At 59.8% G+C, this 16,724-nt stretch carries 21 protein-coding genes; 6 read left to right on the plus strand and 15 right to left on the minus strand.

Annotated features, from left to right (window positions below):
* Nucleotides 1–170: 170 nt before the first annotated feature.
* The 13 genes from virB11 to BMY84_RS26975 all read right to left on the minus strand — a co-directional run bounded on the left by virB11 (nucleotide 171) and on the right by BMY84_RS26975 (nucleotide 11,128).
* Complete coding sequence (gene virB11, locus BMY84_RS26915) at nucleotides 171–1,166, minus strand: P-type DNA transfer ATPase VirB11 (protein WP_093088078.1); 996 nt, start codon at nucleotides 1,164–1,166, stop codon at nucleotides 171–173.
* Complete coding sequence (virB10, locus tag BMY84_RS26920; RefSeq protein WP_093088079.1) at nucleotides 1,166–2,506, minus strand: type IV secretion system protein VirB10; 1,341 nt, start codon at nucleotides 2,504–2,506, stop codon at nucleotides 1,166–1,168. Before virB10 ends, virB11 begins: the two co-directional genes overlap by 1 nt.
* Nucleotides 2,503–3,372, minus strand: coding sequence for a P-type conjugative transfer protein VirB9 (gene virB9, locus BMY84_RS26925; RefSeq protein ID WP_256215472.1), 870 nt, complete (start codon nucleotides 3,370–3,372; stop codon nucleotides 2,503–2,505). Before virB9 ends, virB10 begins: the two co-directional genes overlap by 4 nt.
* Nucleotides 3,369–4,058, minus strand: a complete 690-nt coding sequence (locus tag BMY84_RS26930) for a virB8 family protein (RefSeq protein ID WP_093088081.1) — start codon at nucleotides 4,056–4,058, stop codon at nucleotides 3,369–3,371. Before BMY84_RS26930 ends, virB9 begins: the two co-directional genes overlap by 4 nt.
* Before the next feature lie 408 nt (nucleotides 4,059–4,466).
* Nucleotides 4,467–5,513, minus strand: coding sequence for a type IV secretion system protein (locus BMY84_RS26935; RefSeq protein ID WP_093088083.1), 1,047 nt, complete (start codon nucleotides 5,511–5,513; stop codon nucleotides 4,467–4,469).
* A 7-nt stretch (nucleotides 5,514–5,520) separates the two neighbouring features.
* Nucleotides 5,521–5,793 carry an EexN family lipoprotein gene (locus BMY84_RS26940; RefSeq protein WP_093088084.1) on the minus strand — a complete coding sequence of 91 codons (273 nt, stop codon included), beginning with the start codon at nucleotides 5,791–5,793 and terminating at the stop codon, nucleotides 5,521–5,523.
* Nucleotides 5,794–5,809: 16 nt separating this feature from the next.
* The gene (locus BMY84_RS26945) at nucleotides 5,810–6,523 is read right to left on the minus strand and encodes a type IV secretion system protein (RefSeq protein WP_177204228.1); all 714 of its coding nucleotides are present in this window, start codon (nucleotides 6,521–6,523) and stop codon (nucleotides 5,810–5,812) included.
* A 13-nt stretch (nucleotides 6,524–6,536) separates the two neighbouring features.
* Nucleotides 6,537–8,909, minus strand: coding sequence for a VirB4 family type IV secretion/conjugal transfer ATPase (locus tag BMY84_RS26950; RefSeq protein WP_093088088.1), 2,373 nt, complete (start codon nucleotides 8,907–8,909; stop codon nucleotides 6,537–6,539).
* A complete protein-coding gene (locus tag BMY84_RS26955) occupies nucleotides 8,902–9,240 on the minus strand; it encodes a type IV secretion system protein VirB3 (RefSeq protein WP_093088089.1) in 339 nt (112 codons plus the stop codon). Before BMY84_RS26955 ends, BMY84_RS26950 begins: the two co-directional genes overlap by 8 nt.
* A 31-nt stretch (nucleotides 9,241–9,271) precedes the next feature.
* A complete protein-coding gene (locus BMY84_RS30685) occupies nucleotides 9,272–9,538 on the minus strand; it encodes a TrbC/VirB2 family protein (protein WP_093088091.1) in 267 nt (88 codons plus the stop codon).
* Nucleotides 9,538–9,849 carry a TrbC/VirB2 family protein gene (locus tag BMY84_RS26965; protein WP_093088093.1) on the minus strand — a complete coding sequence of 104 codons (312 nt, stop codon included), beginning with the start codon at nucleotides 9,847–9,849 and terminating at the stop codon, nucleotides 9,538–9,540. The genes BMY84_RS30685 and BMY84_RS26965 overlap by 1 nt, the downstream gene beginning before the upstream one ends.
* The gene (locus BMY84_RS26970) at nucleotides 9,849–10,103 is read right to left on the minus strand and encodes a TrbC/VirB2 family protein (RefSeq protein ID WP_093088095.1); all 255 of its coding nucleotides are present in this window, start codon (nucleotides 10,101–10,103) and stop codon (nucleotides 9,849–9,851) included. The genes BMY84_RS26965 and BMY84_RS26970 overlap by 1 nt, the downstream gene beginning before the upstream one ends.
* Nucleotides 10,100–11,128 carry a lytic transglycosylase domain-containing protein gene (locus BMY84_RS26975; protein ID WP_093088096.1) on the minus strand — a complete coding sequence of 343 codons (1,029 nt, stop codon included), beginning with the start codon at nucleotides 11,126–11,128 and terminating at the stop codon, nucleotides 10,100–10,102. Before BMY84_RS26975 ends, BMY84_RS26970 begins: the two co-directional genes overlap by 4 nt.
* Nucleotides 11,129–11,317: 189 nt before the next feature.
* Between BMY84_RS26975 and BMY84_RS26980 the strand changes: the two genes are divergently transcribed.
* A complete protein-coding gene (locus BMY84_RS26980) occupies nucleotides 11,318–11,902 on the plus strand; it encodes a helix-turn-helix domain-containing protein (protein ID WP_143075185.1) in 585 nt (194 codons plus the stop codon).
* Between the two features lie 3 nt (nucleotides 11,903–11,905).
* Here BMY84_RS26980 and BMY84_RS26985 read toward each other — a convergent pair whose 3' ends face one another.
* Entirely contained in the window at nucleotides 11,906–12,196 is a 291-nt protein-coding gene (locus tag BMY84_RS26985) for a hypothetical protein (RefSeq protein WP_143075186.1), read from the minus strand.
* Nucleotides 12,196–12,546 carry a helix-turn-helix domain-containing protein gene (locus tag BMY84_RS26990; protein ID WP_371262452.1) on the minus strand — a complete coding sequence of 117 codons (351 nt, stop codon included), beginning with the start codon at nucleotides 12,544–12,546 and terminating at the stop codon, nucleotides 12,196–12,198. The genes BMY84_RS26985 and BMY84_RS26990 overlap by 1 nt, the downstream gene beginning before the upstream one ends.
* 67 nt (nucleotides 12,547–12,613) lie before the next feature.
* Between BMY84_RS26990 and BMY84_RS26995 the strand changes: the two genes are divergently transcribed.
* The 5 genes from BMY84_RS26995 to BMY84_RS27015 all read left to right on the plus strand — a co-directional run bounded on the left by BMY84_RS26995 (nucleotide 12,614) and on the right by BMY84_RS27015 (nucleotide 16,419).
* Nucleotides 12,614–13,063: a hypothetical protein gene (locus tag BMY84_RS26995; RefSeq protein ID WP_256215473.1), complete on the plus strand. Its 450-nt coding sequence runs from the start codon at nucleotides 12,614–12,616 to the stop codon at nucleotides 13,061–13,063.
* A gap of 567 nt (nucleotides 13,064–13,630) precedes the next feature.
* Nucleotides 13,631–14,269, plus strand: coding sequence for a helix-turn-helix domain-containing protein (locus BMY84_RS27000; RefSeq protein WP_256215474.1), 639 nt, complete (start codon nucleotides 13,631–13,633; stop codon nucleotides 14,267–14,269).
* A gap of 163 nt (nucleotides 14,270–14,432) precedes the next feature.
* Nucleotides 14,433–15,281: a DUF7146 domain-containing protein gene (locus BMY84_RS27005; protein WP_143075187.1), complete on the plus strand. Its 849-nt coding sequence runs from the start codon at nucleotides 14,433–14,435 to the stop codon at nucleotides 15,279–15,281.
* The gene (locus tag BMY84_RS27010; RefSeq protein ID WP_093088104.1) at nucleotides 15,266–16,063 is read left to right on the plus strand and encodes a hypothetical protein; all 798 of its coding nucleotides are present in this window, start codon (nucleotides 15,266–15,268) and stop codon (nucleotides 16,061–16,063) included. The genes BMY84_RS27005 and BMY84_RS27010 overlap by 16 nt, the downstream gene beginning before the upstream one ends.
* A gap of 29 nt (nucleotides 16,064–16,092) precedes the next feature.
* Entirely contained in the window at nucleotides 16,093–16,419 is a 327-nt protein-coding gene (locus tag BMY84_RS27015) for a single-stranded DNA-binding protein (RefSeq protein ID WP_093088114.1), read from the plus strand.
* The last annotated feature ends 305 nt before the right edge of the window (nucleotides 16,420–16,724 follow it).

The raw sequence follows: 16,724 nt of genomic DNA on the forward strand, positions 1-16,724 counted from the left end.
AAGGCATTGTGGCGGTAGAACCAGAAATATTCGGGCAGGCGGATCAGGTTCAGATCGGGCCGGAACTGGCCCATACCGATGATCGCGACGAGACTGCCCAGGACGAAGATGACAATGATCGCCAGCACGGCGTAAACGGCTATCAAGCGCCGGTCCATGAGCGTTCTCCCTCACATGCCGGTTGTGTCCGGCTCGAAATAGATTTCCGTCACCCGGAAGCGACCTTCGATTTTCTTGCACTGCACGACCACATCAACGAGCATTCGCAGCAGCGCCAAAATGTCGTCGCGCGCGAGATCGCGCCCGCCCTCTGATTCCTTCACCAGCAGCGTGAGTTGCTGAAATGCCAGCGCGGCAGAGTCGGCATGAACCGTTGTGATCGAACCGGGATGGCCGCTGTTGACGTTGCGCAGATAGAAGAACGCCGTGCCGTCGCGCAGCTCTTGCAGCAGAATGCGATCGGGCCGCATACGCAGGGCGGCTTCAAGCAGATGTTTCGCGCCGACTTGCGCCTGGCCCTGCCCATCCTTGGAGTAGAGCAGATGGACGGCATTGCGATGCGGGACGATCAATTCGCGCGTGTCCTCGATCGTCAGCAAGCGTTCCTCTTCGGGGATCAGCTTTATCAGTGCTTTGGAAAGCGTGGTCTTGCCCGACCCCGTTGCGCCCGAAATCAGGATATTCTTTCGCGATTTGACAGCCAGTTCCAGAAATCCCGGCCAATCGCCCTTTTGCTTGAGCGCGATCAATTCCGCATCGGCGGCGACCGTGCGCCCCCGCGCGATCTTGGTTTCCGAGAACAACCCGCCCGCGTCCAGTTCATCAAGGCCGAAAGTCTTGATCGACGGCTTGCGGATCGTGATGGAGTAATTGCCCAGGTCGCAGGCTGGCGGCGCGACAATCTGGACACGCTCACCGGTAGGCAGACTTGTCGAGCAGATGGGCGTTTGCGGCCCCACCTTCTGTTTTGTGAAGTTCGCCATGGCGGTCGAGAGGGTTTCAAGCCACTCGACCGACAGCTTATCATTGTTCACCCAATCCCAACCGCCCCGGCCCTCAATCCCGACCTCAAAGGGCTTGTTGATGACCAGTTCGGTGACGGCATCGGCATCCAGCAGGCCGCGTAGCGGTTCCAGATGATGAACGAGGATGGATTGATCGAACATCAGCGGCGCAGCCTCAAGGAATAGACGCTGCTAAAGTCCACGTCGCGCGCCACCATGATCGTCATTTCCTTGCCTTGGGCCGCGCGGAGGCGTGGCCTGATACGCTGCGCATCCTGCGCGGCAATCGCTGCCGCCGTGTTCGGAGTGTCGATCGTCTGATCGACCCCGGACACGCTGTTGCTCAACGCACTGCCGGCGTCACCGACAACCGAGAGCAGGAGCGCCGCGCCAAACCGCTGCCAGAAGAAGGTATCGACCTTGCCGCCCATCCCGGCGCGGCCGAGCTGGTCAGCCGCAGGCGACCCAAGACTGACCGAAATCCCCGCAGGGGTGATTGCACGGTTCCAGAGGACGAAAATCCGATGCTGCCCTGTCGAGAAGCCACCCGAATATTCGCCCAGCACCCGCGTTCCCTTTTCCATCAGGATCACGCTGCCGTTGGTCGACCAAATATCTTGCGGGACGACGCAGCTAGTCAGGCCCGGTTGCGTCGAATCCATCGCGGTTTGCAGGACGCAGGGGATTTGCATCCCCGCCGTGATGAGGAAATTCCGGTTCGGAAGGCGACCGGCTGACACCTGTTTAATGTCCATGCCGTTCAACTGGCGTTGCAGCGCGTTCGGTTCGCTCGCGCCCTCGCCACTCTCGCCGCCGTTCTCGCCCATACTGCCCACGCGCAAATTGCTGAACGGGCCACCATTGCCGGGGGCTGGCCCCGACGCTTGACCGCCAGCAGCGGGCGAGATTGCCATGATCGGCGCGCGGCGCATGGCGTCCTGTCTGGCGCGTTCGCGCTGCAATGCTGCCATTCGTTCCTGCCGTTCGCGATCGACCCGGTTAGAGGCATTACCCTCGCCATCGGGCTGCGCCCCATCAGGGCCAGGCACCTTGATCGGCCCCGATATATCCTGTCCATCGGCCATAATCGGATTACCAAAGGGATCAGTGCCGACTTGCTCCATGCTCTGCCCAGGCCGCTCCTGACGGACAACGACCTTGGCAGCTTCCCGCGCCGACCTTTCGGCATCAGCATCATTTGACTGAAACGTGCTGTCATCGGGCTTTGCGGGCTTTTGGGACTGTGAAGCCATGGAATAGACCATGAAGCCGACGAAGGCCGCGCCGATCGCAACGGCGCTCACCATGCCCTTGCCCATCGACTGCAACCGACCACGCGGATTGAATGCCTTGCGATCGAAATCGGGGCTGGTGCTGTTCGCGTCCTTGAGAACGTCATCCTGCACCTCGGAATTGTCATAGGTCAGGCGGTTTCTGCGATCATCCAGATTGCGGGCATCGGTTTCGTCGCCGCGACCGGCGTTGTTTTCATTCTCACTCATTGCGGGCTGCTCCCATCAATGTTGCGTTGAACATCGGGCGAGGCGGTGCCAGACGAATTATCCGGGCCATACCGCTCGAAAGCGTTGTTCCAGATGCACGTCAGCGCCTGCCCCCGGCGCAGCCGCAATTCGCGGCTCACCTGATGGATCACGACGAATTCGCCGCGAACATCATAAGGAACGATGGCCTCTGACCCATCGGGCAGGACGGTGAAGATCGCCGGGAGTTGCTGGTTCCGGGGGAACCGCAAGATCGTGAACTGCCCGTTGTCGGTGACTTCGGACGGGGCGAGATCCGATGACCCGGCAATCTCATAATCGAGGTTGCGACGGCCCTGCACGGCAGCGGCTTCAAGTGCCACTTTCACGCCGCCCGCCTCCACCATCAGCATTTGCGTCTGGACCTGTTGCAGCTTCGCCATGCGGGCGGCTTCGGCCTCCTGCTGGGGGTAGCGGAAGCGCACCACAAATTGAGCATCGGTTCCCGGTGCGATTGCACCGCTACGGGCCGAGAGTGCGAATGTGTATGTCCGCACGACGCCGCCACGTTTCGTCACGACGATGAGATTGGTGGCCGGTGCCTTTTCGCGCGGCTTGATGAACAAGATATTGTCCGCAGGAGCGACTTCCCAACTCACGGTATCGCCCAGGGCGACACTGGAAATCGCTTCCCCCTCCCCGAAAACGATTTGTGAGGCGGCGCGGAACACGCCGTTGATGCGGACAACCTCGTCGGTATCGTAATTGATATACCGGATGCGGGAATCCTGACGGCCTGCGTTCGGAATTTCCTCCGCAAGAGCCGGGACCGCGATCATGGCCGAAGCCATGAACCCGCCCAGCAGGATATGACGAAGGGCGCTCATGAGCCAATCTCCGGGTCAGCGCGATAGCTGACCACTTGGAAGCCGAGCGGATTATCGAGCCGCCCCCTCTCCGTGGTCGGGCGATCGACATATTTGAAATTGATGGTGGCGATCCAATTGCTTGTCTCGTCGCCCGCATTACCCGGCTTCACCACCGAGCGCGTGAACCGGACCTGCGCGACCCGGTTATTGATGAAGGTGATGTTGCGCACCGAAGCGGCCACAATCTCACCCGACTGATATTGATTGACCGGGCTGTTGGGATTTTGCGCACGGCGCGTCCCCGCGAATTTCTCCTGCTCTTGCGGCACCGACAGCGCATAGACACGATGCTGCATTTCGCGCGCTGCCGCCGCGTTCCATGCCTCGCGGTTGCGCACATATTCCGACAGGAAGAACTTGTTGACCGTTTCATCAACCGTCACGTCGCGCGTATTGGAAAGCCGCGTGACCACATCGACGCCGCCAGTCTGGCGATCGACGCGGATCACATACGGCTCGACCGAGCGCAGCGGCATCGCAACATGCCATCCCAGCATCATGAGGCCGAAAGCTACACCGCTGGCGCCAACGATATAGGCGATACGCTTTTGCTTGGTCGCCTCGCGAACGCGATCAAAATCCCAATCTTTCGCGTCTGCGAAATACTTATCGAGATCGCTCTTTTTCTTCACACCGAGGGCCATGGTCAGCAGCTCCCATATTGAGTTTGCAGAGGGATCATGCCGCCCCGCATTGAAAGCGGCCTACCCGCAGGCGCAGCCGGTGGAATGACGGCCCCGCTTGGCGGGGCTGGGACGACCGTTTCAGCAGGATCGGCGGGCTTCGCCTCGCCATCCTTGCCGAAAACCATGACTTCAACCTCACGCTGGCCCGCAGCATCCGGCGCTGCATTTGCCGTCGCCTGTAGGAAGATCGAGCCGTTGGGGTTTGCATTGCGGGCGCTTCCACGGCTGCAATGCTTCGGAGGATCGCGGCCCTCCGATGTTGTCGCACAAGCCGTCAGAGCGCAGCTTGTGACCCCAACACAGAGAATCCGAACCCATCGGCGCGCACTAGGCGCACCGTGCTTCACCTTCGCCATGAGATACCTCCTACCTGTTGCCGGGGCGGGACGACGCACCGGGCATCGTCGTTCGACCGGAAGATTGTTGAGCCTGTGCTATGAAGCTGGCCCGCGCCGCAGACTGGCGATTGAGTGACCAGCGAGCCGTATTGCCAACGGCCCTTGTTGCGCCACGAGGCGCGCCCATGACCGAGTTCATGATTCTGCGCTGCATGGTTGCCGGATAGATCGCGGACAGGAAGCCCGCGCCCGACGATCCGCCACCGCCTGCGAATGAGCCGATCGACTGCGCTTGCAGAATGATGAAGCCGCCGACGAGGACGGCCACCAGTTGCAGGCACATCGCGGCGAGCGCAGTCCATGTGTCGCCGCCAGACCCTACGCCGACCGAACCGGGGATCGAGTTGACGAGTGCGACCACGAACATGAGGGCGATCGCAACCGCTGCAGTCTGGATCGTGTAGTTCAACACCGCGCCCAGCCAGCTAAAGAACAAGCCCGACGAGGACGGGAAGATGAGTGCGCCGACGAAAATCGGCATCGTGGCGATCGTCACGAACAGGCCGAACTTGATGAACAACACGACTGTCATCGCGATAGCGGCGATGATGTAGGACAGCAGCAGAATGAGGATGACCATCAGTCCGGTCGCAAGATTGGGAACCGTGACGGGAATCCATGTCGTCGCCTCAAACCATGGCTCCATCTGATTATGGATGCTCAACGCGGGTTCGACGGCATTCTGCACAAAAGCGTCGAATGATGCTGAAATCGCGCCGCCGCCGAGGGCGCTGGCAAGCTGATCGGGTGCATTCTGCGCGGTCGCCGCGACTTGCGGCGCGAGACTGGACGTTGCCGCCAGTATCACCAGATAGCATTTGAGCCAGGTGCCGAGATAGTTGCCGAAAGGCTCGTTTGAGATACCCCGCATCACGGCGAAGCCGACGATCACCAAGTTGATCGCCATGGCCGTTTGTAGCGGCCCCGACACCAGACCCATGACAGCGGCGTATTTGCCCGCCAATGTGCCAGTAATCTGGCCTTCGAGCATGTTATAGATCGCGTCGAGCGCCATAAATCACCTACTTCCCGTTCCAGGTCGGAAAGATCGAGCCGTCCTTGATGTTCTTTTCAGTGCGGGCGCGTTCGCGCTCGAACTTCTCCTGCGCAGCGCGCTTCATCGCGACTGCCGCATTGCCGCAGTTGACACCGGCATCGCCGTTGCTCTGGCAACGACCGACCTTTTCGCGGGCCTCGTCCAAGTGCAGCTTGTAATATTCGACGGACTTTTCTTTCTCGCCGCAGGCGGCCAGCGGAAGCGCCGCACACACCAAAATTATGAAACACTTCCGCATAGCCATACCTTCCTTGTCAGTTGCCTTCCCAAGTCGGCCACAGATTGCCGTTCTCGATGTTCTCTTGGGTTTTGCGCTGCGAGGCTGCGAACTCGGCCTGCGACTTGAGAGCCGACTGACCCCGCGCGGCTTCCGCCGCCGCCGCCAGTTGCAGAAGGCGGTTGTTCACCGCTGCATTCTCGATTGCAGCGCGGGCGCCAATGTCCTGCGACTGGCGCATTGTCGTGGAGGAGGACAGGCCAGTGTTGAGCTGGTTCAAGCCCTCCGTTGTCGCGGTGGTCGATTCCAGCATATATTCGCCATAGGCTTGATCGCGGGCGCTGGCCGTCGCCGCCTTGTTAAGAATGCCGGCAGCGTCCCCGAACTGTCCGTTGAGGCCCGACAGGGAAAAGTCCGAATTCCCCATGATCGACTCTGCCCGATTGCCGATCGCGCCCAGGTCGCGCAGATCGGAGGAAATCAGGCTGATGGATTCCTGCATTCCATCGGGCAGGGCATCACGCAAAATGCGCTGTTGCAGCATGTTGCTGACGTTGGTGATGTTGGAAATGCTGTTCAGCGAGGAATAAAGCTGTTCAGCCTGGCGCAGCGTGTTGAGCGTGTTTCTGGCTGTCTGCAAAGCCTGCGCGATCGACTTCACATCGACAACGGCGAGCTGCGCGTGCGCGGTCCCTGCCATTCCGAATGTCGCGGCAGCAAGGAGCGCCGCCCTGATAATCTGCTTTCTCATATCAGTTACTCCATCACCTACGCCCGACCGAGCGCCATTGACGCTTAAATTCGGGCAGCCATTTTTCGGGATCATCCCCGAACTCTGCGCGCAGCTTGTCGAGCAACGCGACCGTTCCTTGTCGGCCCGACAGGACCGCCAATTCGTCATCCATGCCGTTCAGGTCTAATTCGACCACAACGGAATCATGGCCTTGCTTGATGAGGAAGCGCCGACTTTCCGGCGACAGATCGACCTTGATAAGCCGGAACTCCGCTTCCGTCAGATTGAGGCCGTCGATGTAGTCGCGGGCCTGCGCGTTTGGGTTGGGAAGCAAAATTTTCGTCGGGCATTGCTCAATGATGGTTTCGGCAATGTCGGAGCGAAGCGCGTCCGCTGGGGACTGTGTGCCGAACATCATCAGCGCATTGCGCTTACGGTAGGTTTTCAAGCCGTCGCGCGCGAACTGGCGGAATGCCGGATCGCCCAGCGCCTTCCAGAACTCGTCAATGTCGATGATTACCGGGTTCCCGTCCACGATGTCATCGAGCCGATGGAACAGGTAGCTCATGAGCGGCGGGCGGATCGCGTCGTTTTCAAGAAAATCCGTCATGTCGAAGCCCATCAGTCGGGCATCGAGGCGCAGCGTGTCCGCCTCATTGTCGAACACCCAGCCAAATTCACCGCTCTTGGTCCACCGCTCCAATCGCGCGCCGATCCCGTCGATGCTGGTTTGATCCAGTTGCGAGCGGAGTGCGGAGATCGAACGGACCTCTTGCGGCAGGCGCGTTACTGCATCGAGCGCCTGATTGAGCTGATATAGCTCTTGCGGATTCAACTCGCCGTTCTCCGGCGTGACAATCTGGCGCAGCCAGGACGACAGAAATTCCCGATTGCGGGCGCTTCCGTCCAGTGCCTTGAGAGGCGCAAAGCCTGATGGCTGGCCATTCTTGAGGGCCAGATAGGTGCCGCCCGCCGCCCGCACGAAGATTTCCGCGCCGCGATCCTTGTCGATGAACGCCATACGCGCGCCGCTCTTTTCAGCCTGCGCGAGCATGAAATTCTGGATCACGGTCTTACCGCCGCCCGAAGGGCCGAGGATCAGCGTGTGACCCACATCGCCAAAGTGGAAGTTGAAATAGTAGGGCGAATTTGCCGTGGTTTTGAGCAGGGCAACCGCCTTGCCCCAATGGTTCCCATCGGGACGGCCCATCGGGTAGGTATGGATCGGTGCCAGCGCGCCGAAGTTGCGCGAGGTAAGCGCCGCAGGGCGGGTTCGCCATGCGAAATTCCCCGGCAGCATCGACCAATATGCTGCCTCCAATGCCAAATCCTCGCGCGCTGCAACGATGCCGCTTTCTGACAGTGCGGCCCGCGCAATGCTTAGGTTTTCAGCGAGAATTTTGGGCGTCTCGCCAAAGACCGAGAGCGCCAGATGATGTTCGCCCAGCACGAAGCGATTGGATTGTAGATCGTCCATCGCTTCATCCAGTTGGGCTTGCTGGCTGAATGCCACGTCATCCGTGGCGCTCAACTGCGCCCGCTTCCGTCGCGCCGTCTCCATGCCCATCTGTTTGCCGAGGAAGGCAAAGCCTTGACCCAGCACATACTCGAATTTCGCTTCCAGAAGCGCATTGAGCTGACCCGGAAATGTGCGGGCGGCATGTTCGCGAACCGCCAGCACCCCGCCATAGCGGGAGCCTCCGGGTTCACGGACCTCAAACAATTCCTGCCCGAAGATGACGCGATCCGAATAGACAGCACGGCCTAGATGGCCGCGCACCAGCGGAACGCGCCGATTGTCGGCGGTCATGATCCGCTGGATCAGTTCCATCGGCTCGCTGAATTGCAGGCCGTTGAACTCATAGACGCCGAGGATGCGCGGATTGACGCGGCCCAGCAGCTTTTGCACGTCCCGCAGCACATCGCTGAACGTCTCAATGATTTCCTCTTCCGCCTCGTCAGCCGTGGCCTTGGAGAAGATCGAGAATACCGATGAGGCGGCTTTGTCCGCAGCGCCGACCGCAGGGCGATACAGCACCGTCAGATAATGCTCATTGACGAACATGCGCTTGCCGAGGACGCGGCGCTTATATGTCGCATTCAGATCGCGGGCGAAATCCGACTGGAAACCGCCATCGGGATAGTTGCGCTCAATGCGGCGGATCGTATGGACCATCACTGCCACCCGCTCATGGGCGATAGTGCGCCATGCGGTGTTCAGCTTTTCATGCCAATCGTTGATGGTCGATACATCGGCAGTCTCGAATGCGATCCCGTCGAGCGCGAAAACGGCCATATATTCGCCGTTGTCGAGCGCGACGACATGCTCATTTACATGGCGCGCATACGGCAGATATTGCGACGGATCGCGTTCCAGCTTGATCGGAGGCTTGCGCTTAAACACGGCAAAATCCCTTCCGCTTCACGCCTGCAACCGGCAGCGGCGAATAGCTGGAACCGCCCCACAACATCTTGTTGGGAGCGGGGGCTTTCGTCCGACCGAACAGGAAAATGATCTTGAACATATTGTAGTCCGTGCGGACGATCAGCCGTGCGGCACCCAGGAGCGCGCCGCCGATCGCAAGCGCCCAAATCGGATTGCCGACAACCATCAGCACGAACACCGATGCCATGCCGATCAGCAACGTGGCTTCGACGGGGACGCCGAACCAGAGCGTCGGGCGCGTGAGCGCGAGGAACAACGGATCTTCGGTTAGATATTCTGGCTCTGACACCCCATACCTCTCTTTGCCGCTACGCAGCCTGTTACGTCAGCAAATCCACGAAGAACGGGGCGCAGAGGATGACGGCCAAGCCTGCCAACCAAAGCGCCATCGTCTGCCTGTCTCCGTGGCCGACCATGTAGAAATACCCGGCGATCACCAGAACGAGCGTCCCGATGGCGGCACCCGCAGCCATCATCTTGCTCGCCATGGCTGATGCCTGCGAAGATGCGGAGGCGACTTGCGCCGCCCCCGGCATCGACCACGCCGCCCCGATCAGGGCCGCGAGAAGGGAGGGGACGCGACGCATTACGTCCCGGAAACGGTATCGACGATCCAGCCAGCGCCGAACACGATGAAGCAGCCGATGATGATCGAACCCAGCAGCCCCTTGTTGCCCGCGCCGAAGAAGAACATGATGCCTGCGATCACCAGCGCGATTGCCGCCAGACCCTTCGCGATCGGGCCAGTCAGCAGCGCCAGAACCAGGTCAACCATGGTTTCGACGTCATTCGTGTTGACGGCCTGCGCCCAAGCCGGGGCAGGAGCCAGTGCGAGCGTGGCACCAGCAAGGGCGCAGCTATGCGTCCAGCGATCCTTGATGTAGCGAACCATTTTCATCAGAAAAAACCTCCACTTGTGACAATGACAATGCCGACGCAGAAGGTCAGAAACGTGATTAGCGTCCCCCTGCCCGTCATTATAAGAACACCCAGCCAAATGACGCCGAGTAGTATTGCTGGAGCCACTAGCGCCTTGAGTTCATCGAGAACCGCAGTTGCTATGCCTCCCACGTCCGCATGAGCGGGCGTGACTATCAAGCCGAGCAAAAGCACGACTGATAATTTCAGAATGACATGATGCGACAGCTTCACAGACCGCCCTCCATTGAAGGCGAGCTTTGCCGCTGCTTCCAAGATGCTTGCGCGAACACGTCCCACGCTGGCGGGGCTGGATCGGCAGTTGGGGGAGCCTCACCAGCCCCGCCAACCGGCACATAGGAGGCGGCGACCCGAAAGGCTCCTTCCTGTGCATCGGATTGAACGGGGGCGCTGTTCTGCACCGTAACCGACCATGGCGCAGCAGGCGCGACGATTGCCGGGGCAATCCCGGCCCCTGCGAACGCTACATGCCAATGGTCGCTATGGTCCTTGTCGCCGGGGCCGAGCAGTTCGACAATGGCGATCCCGTTCGCTGCCAAGAGCGCGCGAATTTGACCGCGATCTATCGCGCCTACCCCACCATGCGGGACGAAATCGACGGCAAGGCCGTGTTTGTGATAGCTGTTGCGCGCACCATAGAGCGCATTCATCGGACGCACTGTGTCCGTGATCCGACCACCGAACGCGGCCATGAGAATCTGGCCGACCTGATCGGGTGACGGTGCGATGCTGCCGACATTTGCCAGAGGCGTTTGAGCCGCGGCTACGGGCGCGATCATGCTCCCCGCAGCCGCGAAGACCTTGCGGACATAGCCGTTGCGGAAACCGCGCGACCTCGATCCAGTATTATACTCGCTCAACGCCGCTTGAAGCGGGTTCCCATGCCCCGCGCCGACCGCGCGACCATAGTTGTCTGCCAGCACTCGCGCCCCAGCGCGAAGATTGGTGCAGGGGTCGAAAACCGTGTCGGCGGTAACGCCGAGGCGCGCAAAGTTGGCGCTGTTGATCTGCATAAGCCCAGCGTCGAAATTTGCGCCCTGGCGCAGCAAGCTACGCGCGGTAGCAACCGCATCGCTCTTGCTGGCAGGCTGGCCGCGCAAGGCCGCACCGGAGTTGACGCCGATCCGATAGGGATCGCTCTCTGACTCTACCTGAATAATTGCGATCATCGTCGCCGGCGCAACATTGGGTGCGCAAGAGGTCAGCAGTGCCGCCAAAACCGATGCTTCCAAAGGCATTCAAGCCTCCCTTTGGTGAGTCCGGTTATAGGATGTAAGACATTTCCGACATAGGCGCAACACACATTCGCAATTGCGGAATCCGCCCGTTCGGAATGATCGTTCACCGCAATTTAGGTTATCGTCCGGCTTCGTCTCTTGATGAAAACCGGACTCTTCGCTTAGGTTCGCGCGGAAAAAGCGGGAAAAATGATGCCCGCAACAACAACAAAGCGAGCGTCGCAATTGGCTAAGACTGTCCTGTTCCTCGCAGAAACAAACCGATCACCGACGATCGAAGAACAGCGCGCATTGTGCGAACATGCAGGCGATCTTCTCGTTGACGCTGGAACAGTCAGCTTTCTTGACTTGCCCAAAGCATTAGCGCGTGCAGGGCATAGGCTAGAACGCGGCGACAAGATCAAAATTTATGATCTTGCCTGTTTACCGATCAACACCATGACGCTTGTTCGCATGATGGTGAAAGTCTTAAGGCAGGGAATCGCGGTCGAGTTTTGCGCGCCGAAGATCGTCATCCAACCCGATGCAGAAACCGATTTATTCCGCCTTGTCGGAATGCTGGATCAGCACTGGCGGCGTATCCATGGGATGAAAACCCATTCTCCTGACGCCAAAGTAGGGCGCAAGGCCCTACTGTCTGACGATCAGTTTCCGGCTATCCAGGCGATGATTGATGGTGGAGCGACAGTATCGGCCGTCGCCAAGGAGCTGGGCGTCGGGAGGACAACCCTTTTCGATTTCTTGCAACGTCATCGCGCGGCTTCGGATAACTGAAAGCTATCCGAGCAGCACGTCCAGAGTGACGTTCAGAGCGACCGACATGCTGGCGATTTCTCGCAGCGTAATGTCCGTGGCAACGCCGTCGAAAATCGAGCGCAAGCGATCTTCCGCGATCGCACTGGTTTTCACCAGTTCCGCGATCGGATGGCCGCCCTCACTGGCGGCCCTCCGCGCGTTCGCACCGAAATTACCGTTCACGTTTTGCGCGTTCGGCCCTCTGAAATGAACATTCATCAGCTCACCGTAATGCAGGAATGATACGGCTGTCACCCTGCTATTGAGTTGCATTACCCCAATTTGGATGCACCTGGCTTCGCTAGGAGATCTAACACTGTGCACCCCAAACCATCGGCCAGACTCTGCAACACCTCAAGGGTCGGATTCGCCCGACCGTGTTCTATATACGATAGATGGGACGCAGCGATTCCCGTCCTTTCAGACAATTCCGCCTGCGAAATCCGCATTTTCGCCCTGCGCTCGCGGCAGTTCGTACCTAAATTTGTGGCCAGCTCTGATGCAGCTTGGTCCAGCTTCAGATATTGCGGCATACGGCTGTTCCGTGGCTCTCCATCGTCATTTCCCCCCCGGTCAATAACATCGGCTTCGCTTATAGCTTTTTTTGGTTCCTTGGCGACCATATCTGATTAACTACCTCAAAAGGGCCTTTGTTTGACAATGCGTTCATGCCGCAATAACCAATGCAGCATGGGACAATCCGTTTCACATGAACGAGTCGGCACGACGCCTGCGGCCTGTATGCGCCGCAAGCGGCAGGCGCTATATGATGAAGGCAACGTGCAATGCAAAATGCACATTCCCGTCAGCTTCGGTGAACGCCTCAAGGAATTGAAGGCCCGCTATAAGATGCGCGGCCTCGATCATGTAATTTCAGCGATGATAAGGAGGGCGATGGTCGATTACTCGGCAGACGAACTAATCGCGCCCCCGCCGCCCGAAGATCACATGAAGCGAAAGCAGATCGCTGTCCACATTCCGCGTGAGCATCATGCCTTTCTGGAATCCGTTGCTTTGCGCAATCGGGGCATTCCGTTGGGCGTTGCTCTGGAAACCATTGGCGCACACGTCAGCGACCTGACGCCTGCACCGCAACAGTTACCGCTAATTGATGAAGGGGGGAGCGCCGTGAGCGGATAAACGAAGCCCGGCACGAGGCCGGGCTACGGGAAGGTTATCCGGTGGTTGGCGCCACTTGGATCGACCCAATCAAATCTGTCGATTGGATAGCCTCTCCCGCACCCACTGTCAACAAACAGCGCGTCTCGCGCCACGGACTAGCTTTGCCTGCGAACGGCCTTCCGAATGGGAGGACGAACGATGATGCTTGCCCAAAAGAACGGCGATACCCGCACCCCGCAGTCCGTCATTGACGAGCTGCTGGCGCGTGGCATTTCGCAAGGCGACATTGATCTTGGCATTCTGACGCAGGATGCCCAGCGCCGAGCCGGTGCGCCGGTCTATCCTCTTGCCGTCCTAGTTGGCGCGGAACCTGTGACCCGCGACTATCGCGCCCAGGTCGGCCACGCGACCCGCCAGATCATGCGGACCAAACCCCCGGCGCGCAAAAGCGCGGGGGGCCTTCACATCACCGGCACCCCCGTATGGGCTGGCAGCGTTCAGACCGGCGAAACGGAGGAAACCGAATTTGTCCGTCCCCTGTCCACGCTCCAACGAACGCGCTTCCGCAAGGCGTGTCATCTGATCTTGGATAAGGCCCGCGAAGTCGCCCGCAATTCCCGCGCCGGGGAAGCCCAGGATGCCGAGCAATCAAAGCTGATGCGCTTCACCACATCATGCCACCAAATCTATCTGCGTTTGCTGGACGAGCTGTTCTATCGAAAGGGCTGGTGCGTCCCGTCCTATGAAACCGTCATGCGCTGGACCGGCCTTTCACGCGGGACCGTCCACAATGCGATCAAAGCCCTTCGCGCCATCGGCTTGCTCGATTGGAAACGCCGCTATGTCTATAGCCAGAGCAAGGAGCATGGAGCGCGATCGGAGCAAACCTCAAACCTCTATCGCGCTGAAATGCCCAAGTGGCTCGCGAAGCTGATCGGCATTGACGCCCCCCTGCCCGATGATGCTGTGAGCCATCGGGAAGCCGCGCTTGAGGATCATGCCTTGATGCTTGCCAGCGCCGGGAAAGTCGAACGCCGTCGCCTGATGCCCTCAGAGCCGGAAACCCGCGCAGCCCTGATTGCCGCCGCCACGCGCGCCGATCAGCGCCTTGCCGTCGAAGCCGGGAGCCGTGAGTTCAACGGTTGGATTGAACCTCATATGATTTCTATATTTGATAAGATGGAGAAGCGGAGTTGCCCTAGTCGGGCAACACGTCAGCCCTGACGGGCTACCCTAACGGCACCAAATCGCTCTGATCTAACCTATAAGCCAAGCGGCGACGGCAGGACCGTCGGCTACGCCGCCGGAATGCTCCCCAGCGGGAGCAAGCCGATATGGCAGCGCGAAAAATCATTGCCGGATTTGTCCCATAGTCTATTCTCGGACTATGAACTTGACCGTCACCGCCGCTGCGCAGGAAGTCGTGCGACGCCTCAAGGGAACTTGGCACGGTTCCTATGGCAAGGCGCGTTGCCCAGCCCATCAGGATAGCAGCCCTTCGCTTTCGATCACACCGGGCCGCAGCGCCGTGCTGTTCCATTGCTTCGCCGGATGCAGCCAGGCCGAAATCATGGCCGCGCTCAACAACCACGGCGGATATGTCCGCCCGACCGAACGCGACACGGCCCCGGCAATCCGGCGTGACCTAGCACCGCTCGCGCGCGAGCTATGGGAAAAGGCTCGCCCCCTGCGCGGAACGCCCGCCCAGCTATATCTTGATAGTCGCCGCATCGGCCATTCGATCATCGGCAGATATGATCCCGCCGCCATGACCTACGAGGGCGGCAAGCGGCTCCGCCTTCCCGCCCTGCTCTTGCCCATTGTCGAGCGCCGCACGATCGTCGCTCTGGCGCGCGTTTTCGTGGACGCGCAGGGCAACAAGCATCCCCAGCTTTGCGACCCAAAGCGGACTTTGGGCGACCCTTGCGGCGGCGCCGTTCAGATCGGCACTATCGAGCGCGACCATTTGAACCTGGCCGAAGGTTTCGAGGACGCTGAATCCGTGATTGCCAAATTTGGCCTTCCGGGTTGCTGGTCGGCCAGCGGCAGCGAGCTTTACGCCCGTTTGCATGTTCCCGATCATATCCGATCCATCACGATCTATTCGCAGCACGGCAAAGCCGCCCGCGTCGGGATCGAGAAGGCCGAGGCGAACCTTGCGGCCCAGGGACGCCGGCTCAATGTGATCCTTCCGCCCCCAGGTGGCGACTGGAACGACGCTTGGAGGGCAGCGTGAACCCGCGCCTTCCTATTTTGATCGTTGGTGGCGTCATTCTCGCTGGCGTTTTCATATCCACCCACCGCGACATGATCGAAAATCCGCCGCAAACCCCCCGCGAGGCTTGCGGACAGATCATGGACGGCAACTATTGCCGTGCTGCTGTCGCCTTCAACGAAATGCGGCAGGAGCGACGGCCCCAGGTCGCCGCGGTGCCTTCCCGTCCCGACGATAGGCGAACCCCCGGCGTGATAGATTCTCGGATCACACAGGCCAATATCAGCCGAACCATCTGCAATCCCGATTTCATCAAAGCCCGCACCCCGCCGCCGTCATGGACGGCAGCGACGACGCGCCGCATGGCCGATGTTCTCTATCCTGACCAAAATCCCGACAATCTGGTGCTGGATCAGTTGGTGCCGATCGCGCTGGGCGGCGCGCCCAAGGACCAACGCAACCTATGGTTGCAGTCCTGGGCGGGCGAACAGAACGGCGAGAAGAAGGACGGCCTTGAAACCCTGCTCAATCGCATGGTTTGCAGCGGTCAGTTGACACTGGCCGCCGCTCAACAGGCCGTCGCGCTGGACTGGATCGGGTCATACGATCACGCAATGACGCCCCAAAATCTGGCGAGGTTCGGGTTGCCGCAACGATGGGCGAGCGCCCCGAAAATCCGGCAGCAGGCGATGCAACAGCAAGTCGTTTTGCCCGCGTCCGAACCGCAAGAGCCAGTCGTGTTGCAAGCTGAAATCGAGCCGGAAGCGCAAGGCTACGAAGTGCCGGCGATTCCGATCAATTGACGGTCATTTTCAACGATGGAGACGTTCTAATGCCAAGGAATATCGCTGAATTTCGTATCATCGGGCAAGTTGGTGGCGTCGATGCAAAGGATAAAGTCACATACGTCAATGTCGCTTCAAATTATAACCGTCAGGTTGATGGCGAATGGCAGGAAGATACGCATTGGAACCGTGTCACATGCTTTGGAAGGTGTGCTGAATACGCTGGGAATGCAGGCAAAGGTGACATGGTTCATATAACGGGACGTGTCAGGCAGACCTCTTACGAGCGAGAAGGTGCGACTATCTACGGGACCGATTTGGTTGCCGATTCCTTTTCGGTTCTCAATCGAGCTGGGGGCGGTGACGCCGGATAATCAGGACGAAAGGGAGACTTTGGGTGCGGCCCTTCGGGCATCCGCTCTATCTCCGCTGCGCTCCGACCGAACCCGCAAGCGGTTTCGTCCCATTCGGGTGACGATCAGCGCACAAAATAGTCGCGAGATCCGCAACGCGGAACTTGCGGCTTTTTTGTTGGGTGCGCCGTGCCGTCGCCTTCCCGATCGAGGCGGCGGGCCGCCGCATATGGTTTGCTCTAGGGGCCTGTTCCGGCCCCCTGGCGCAAGGGCTGGACCGTCTCGCTCGCTGCGCTCCCTCGCTTGGCGATCATGGGGGTGTCCCC

It is taken from the genome of Sphingobium sp. AP50 (assembly GCF_900109095.1).
Taxonomy (GTDB): Bacteria; Pseudomonadota; Alphaproteobacteria; order Sphingomonadales; family Sphingomonadaceae; genus Sphingobium.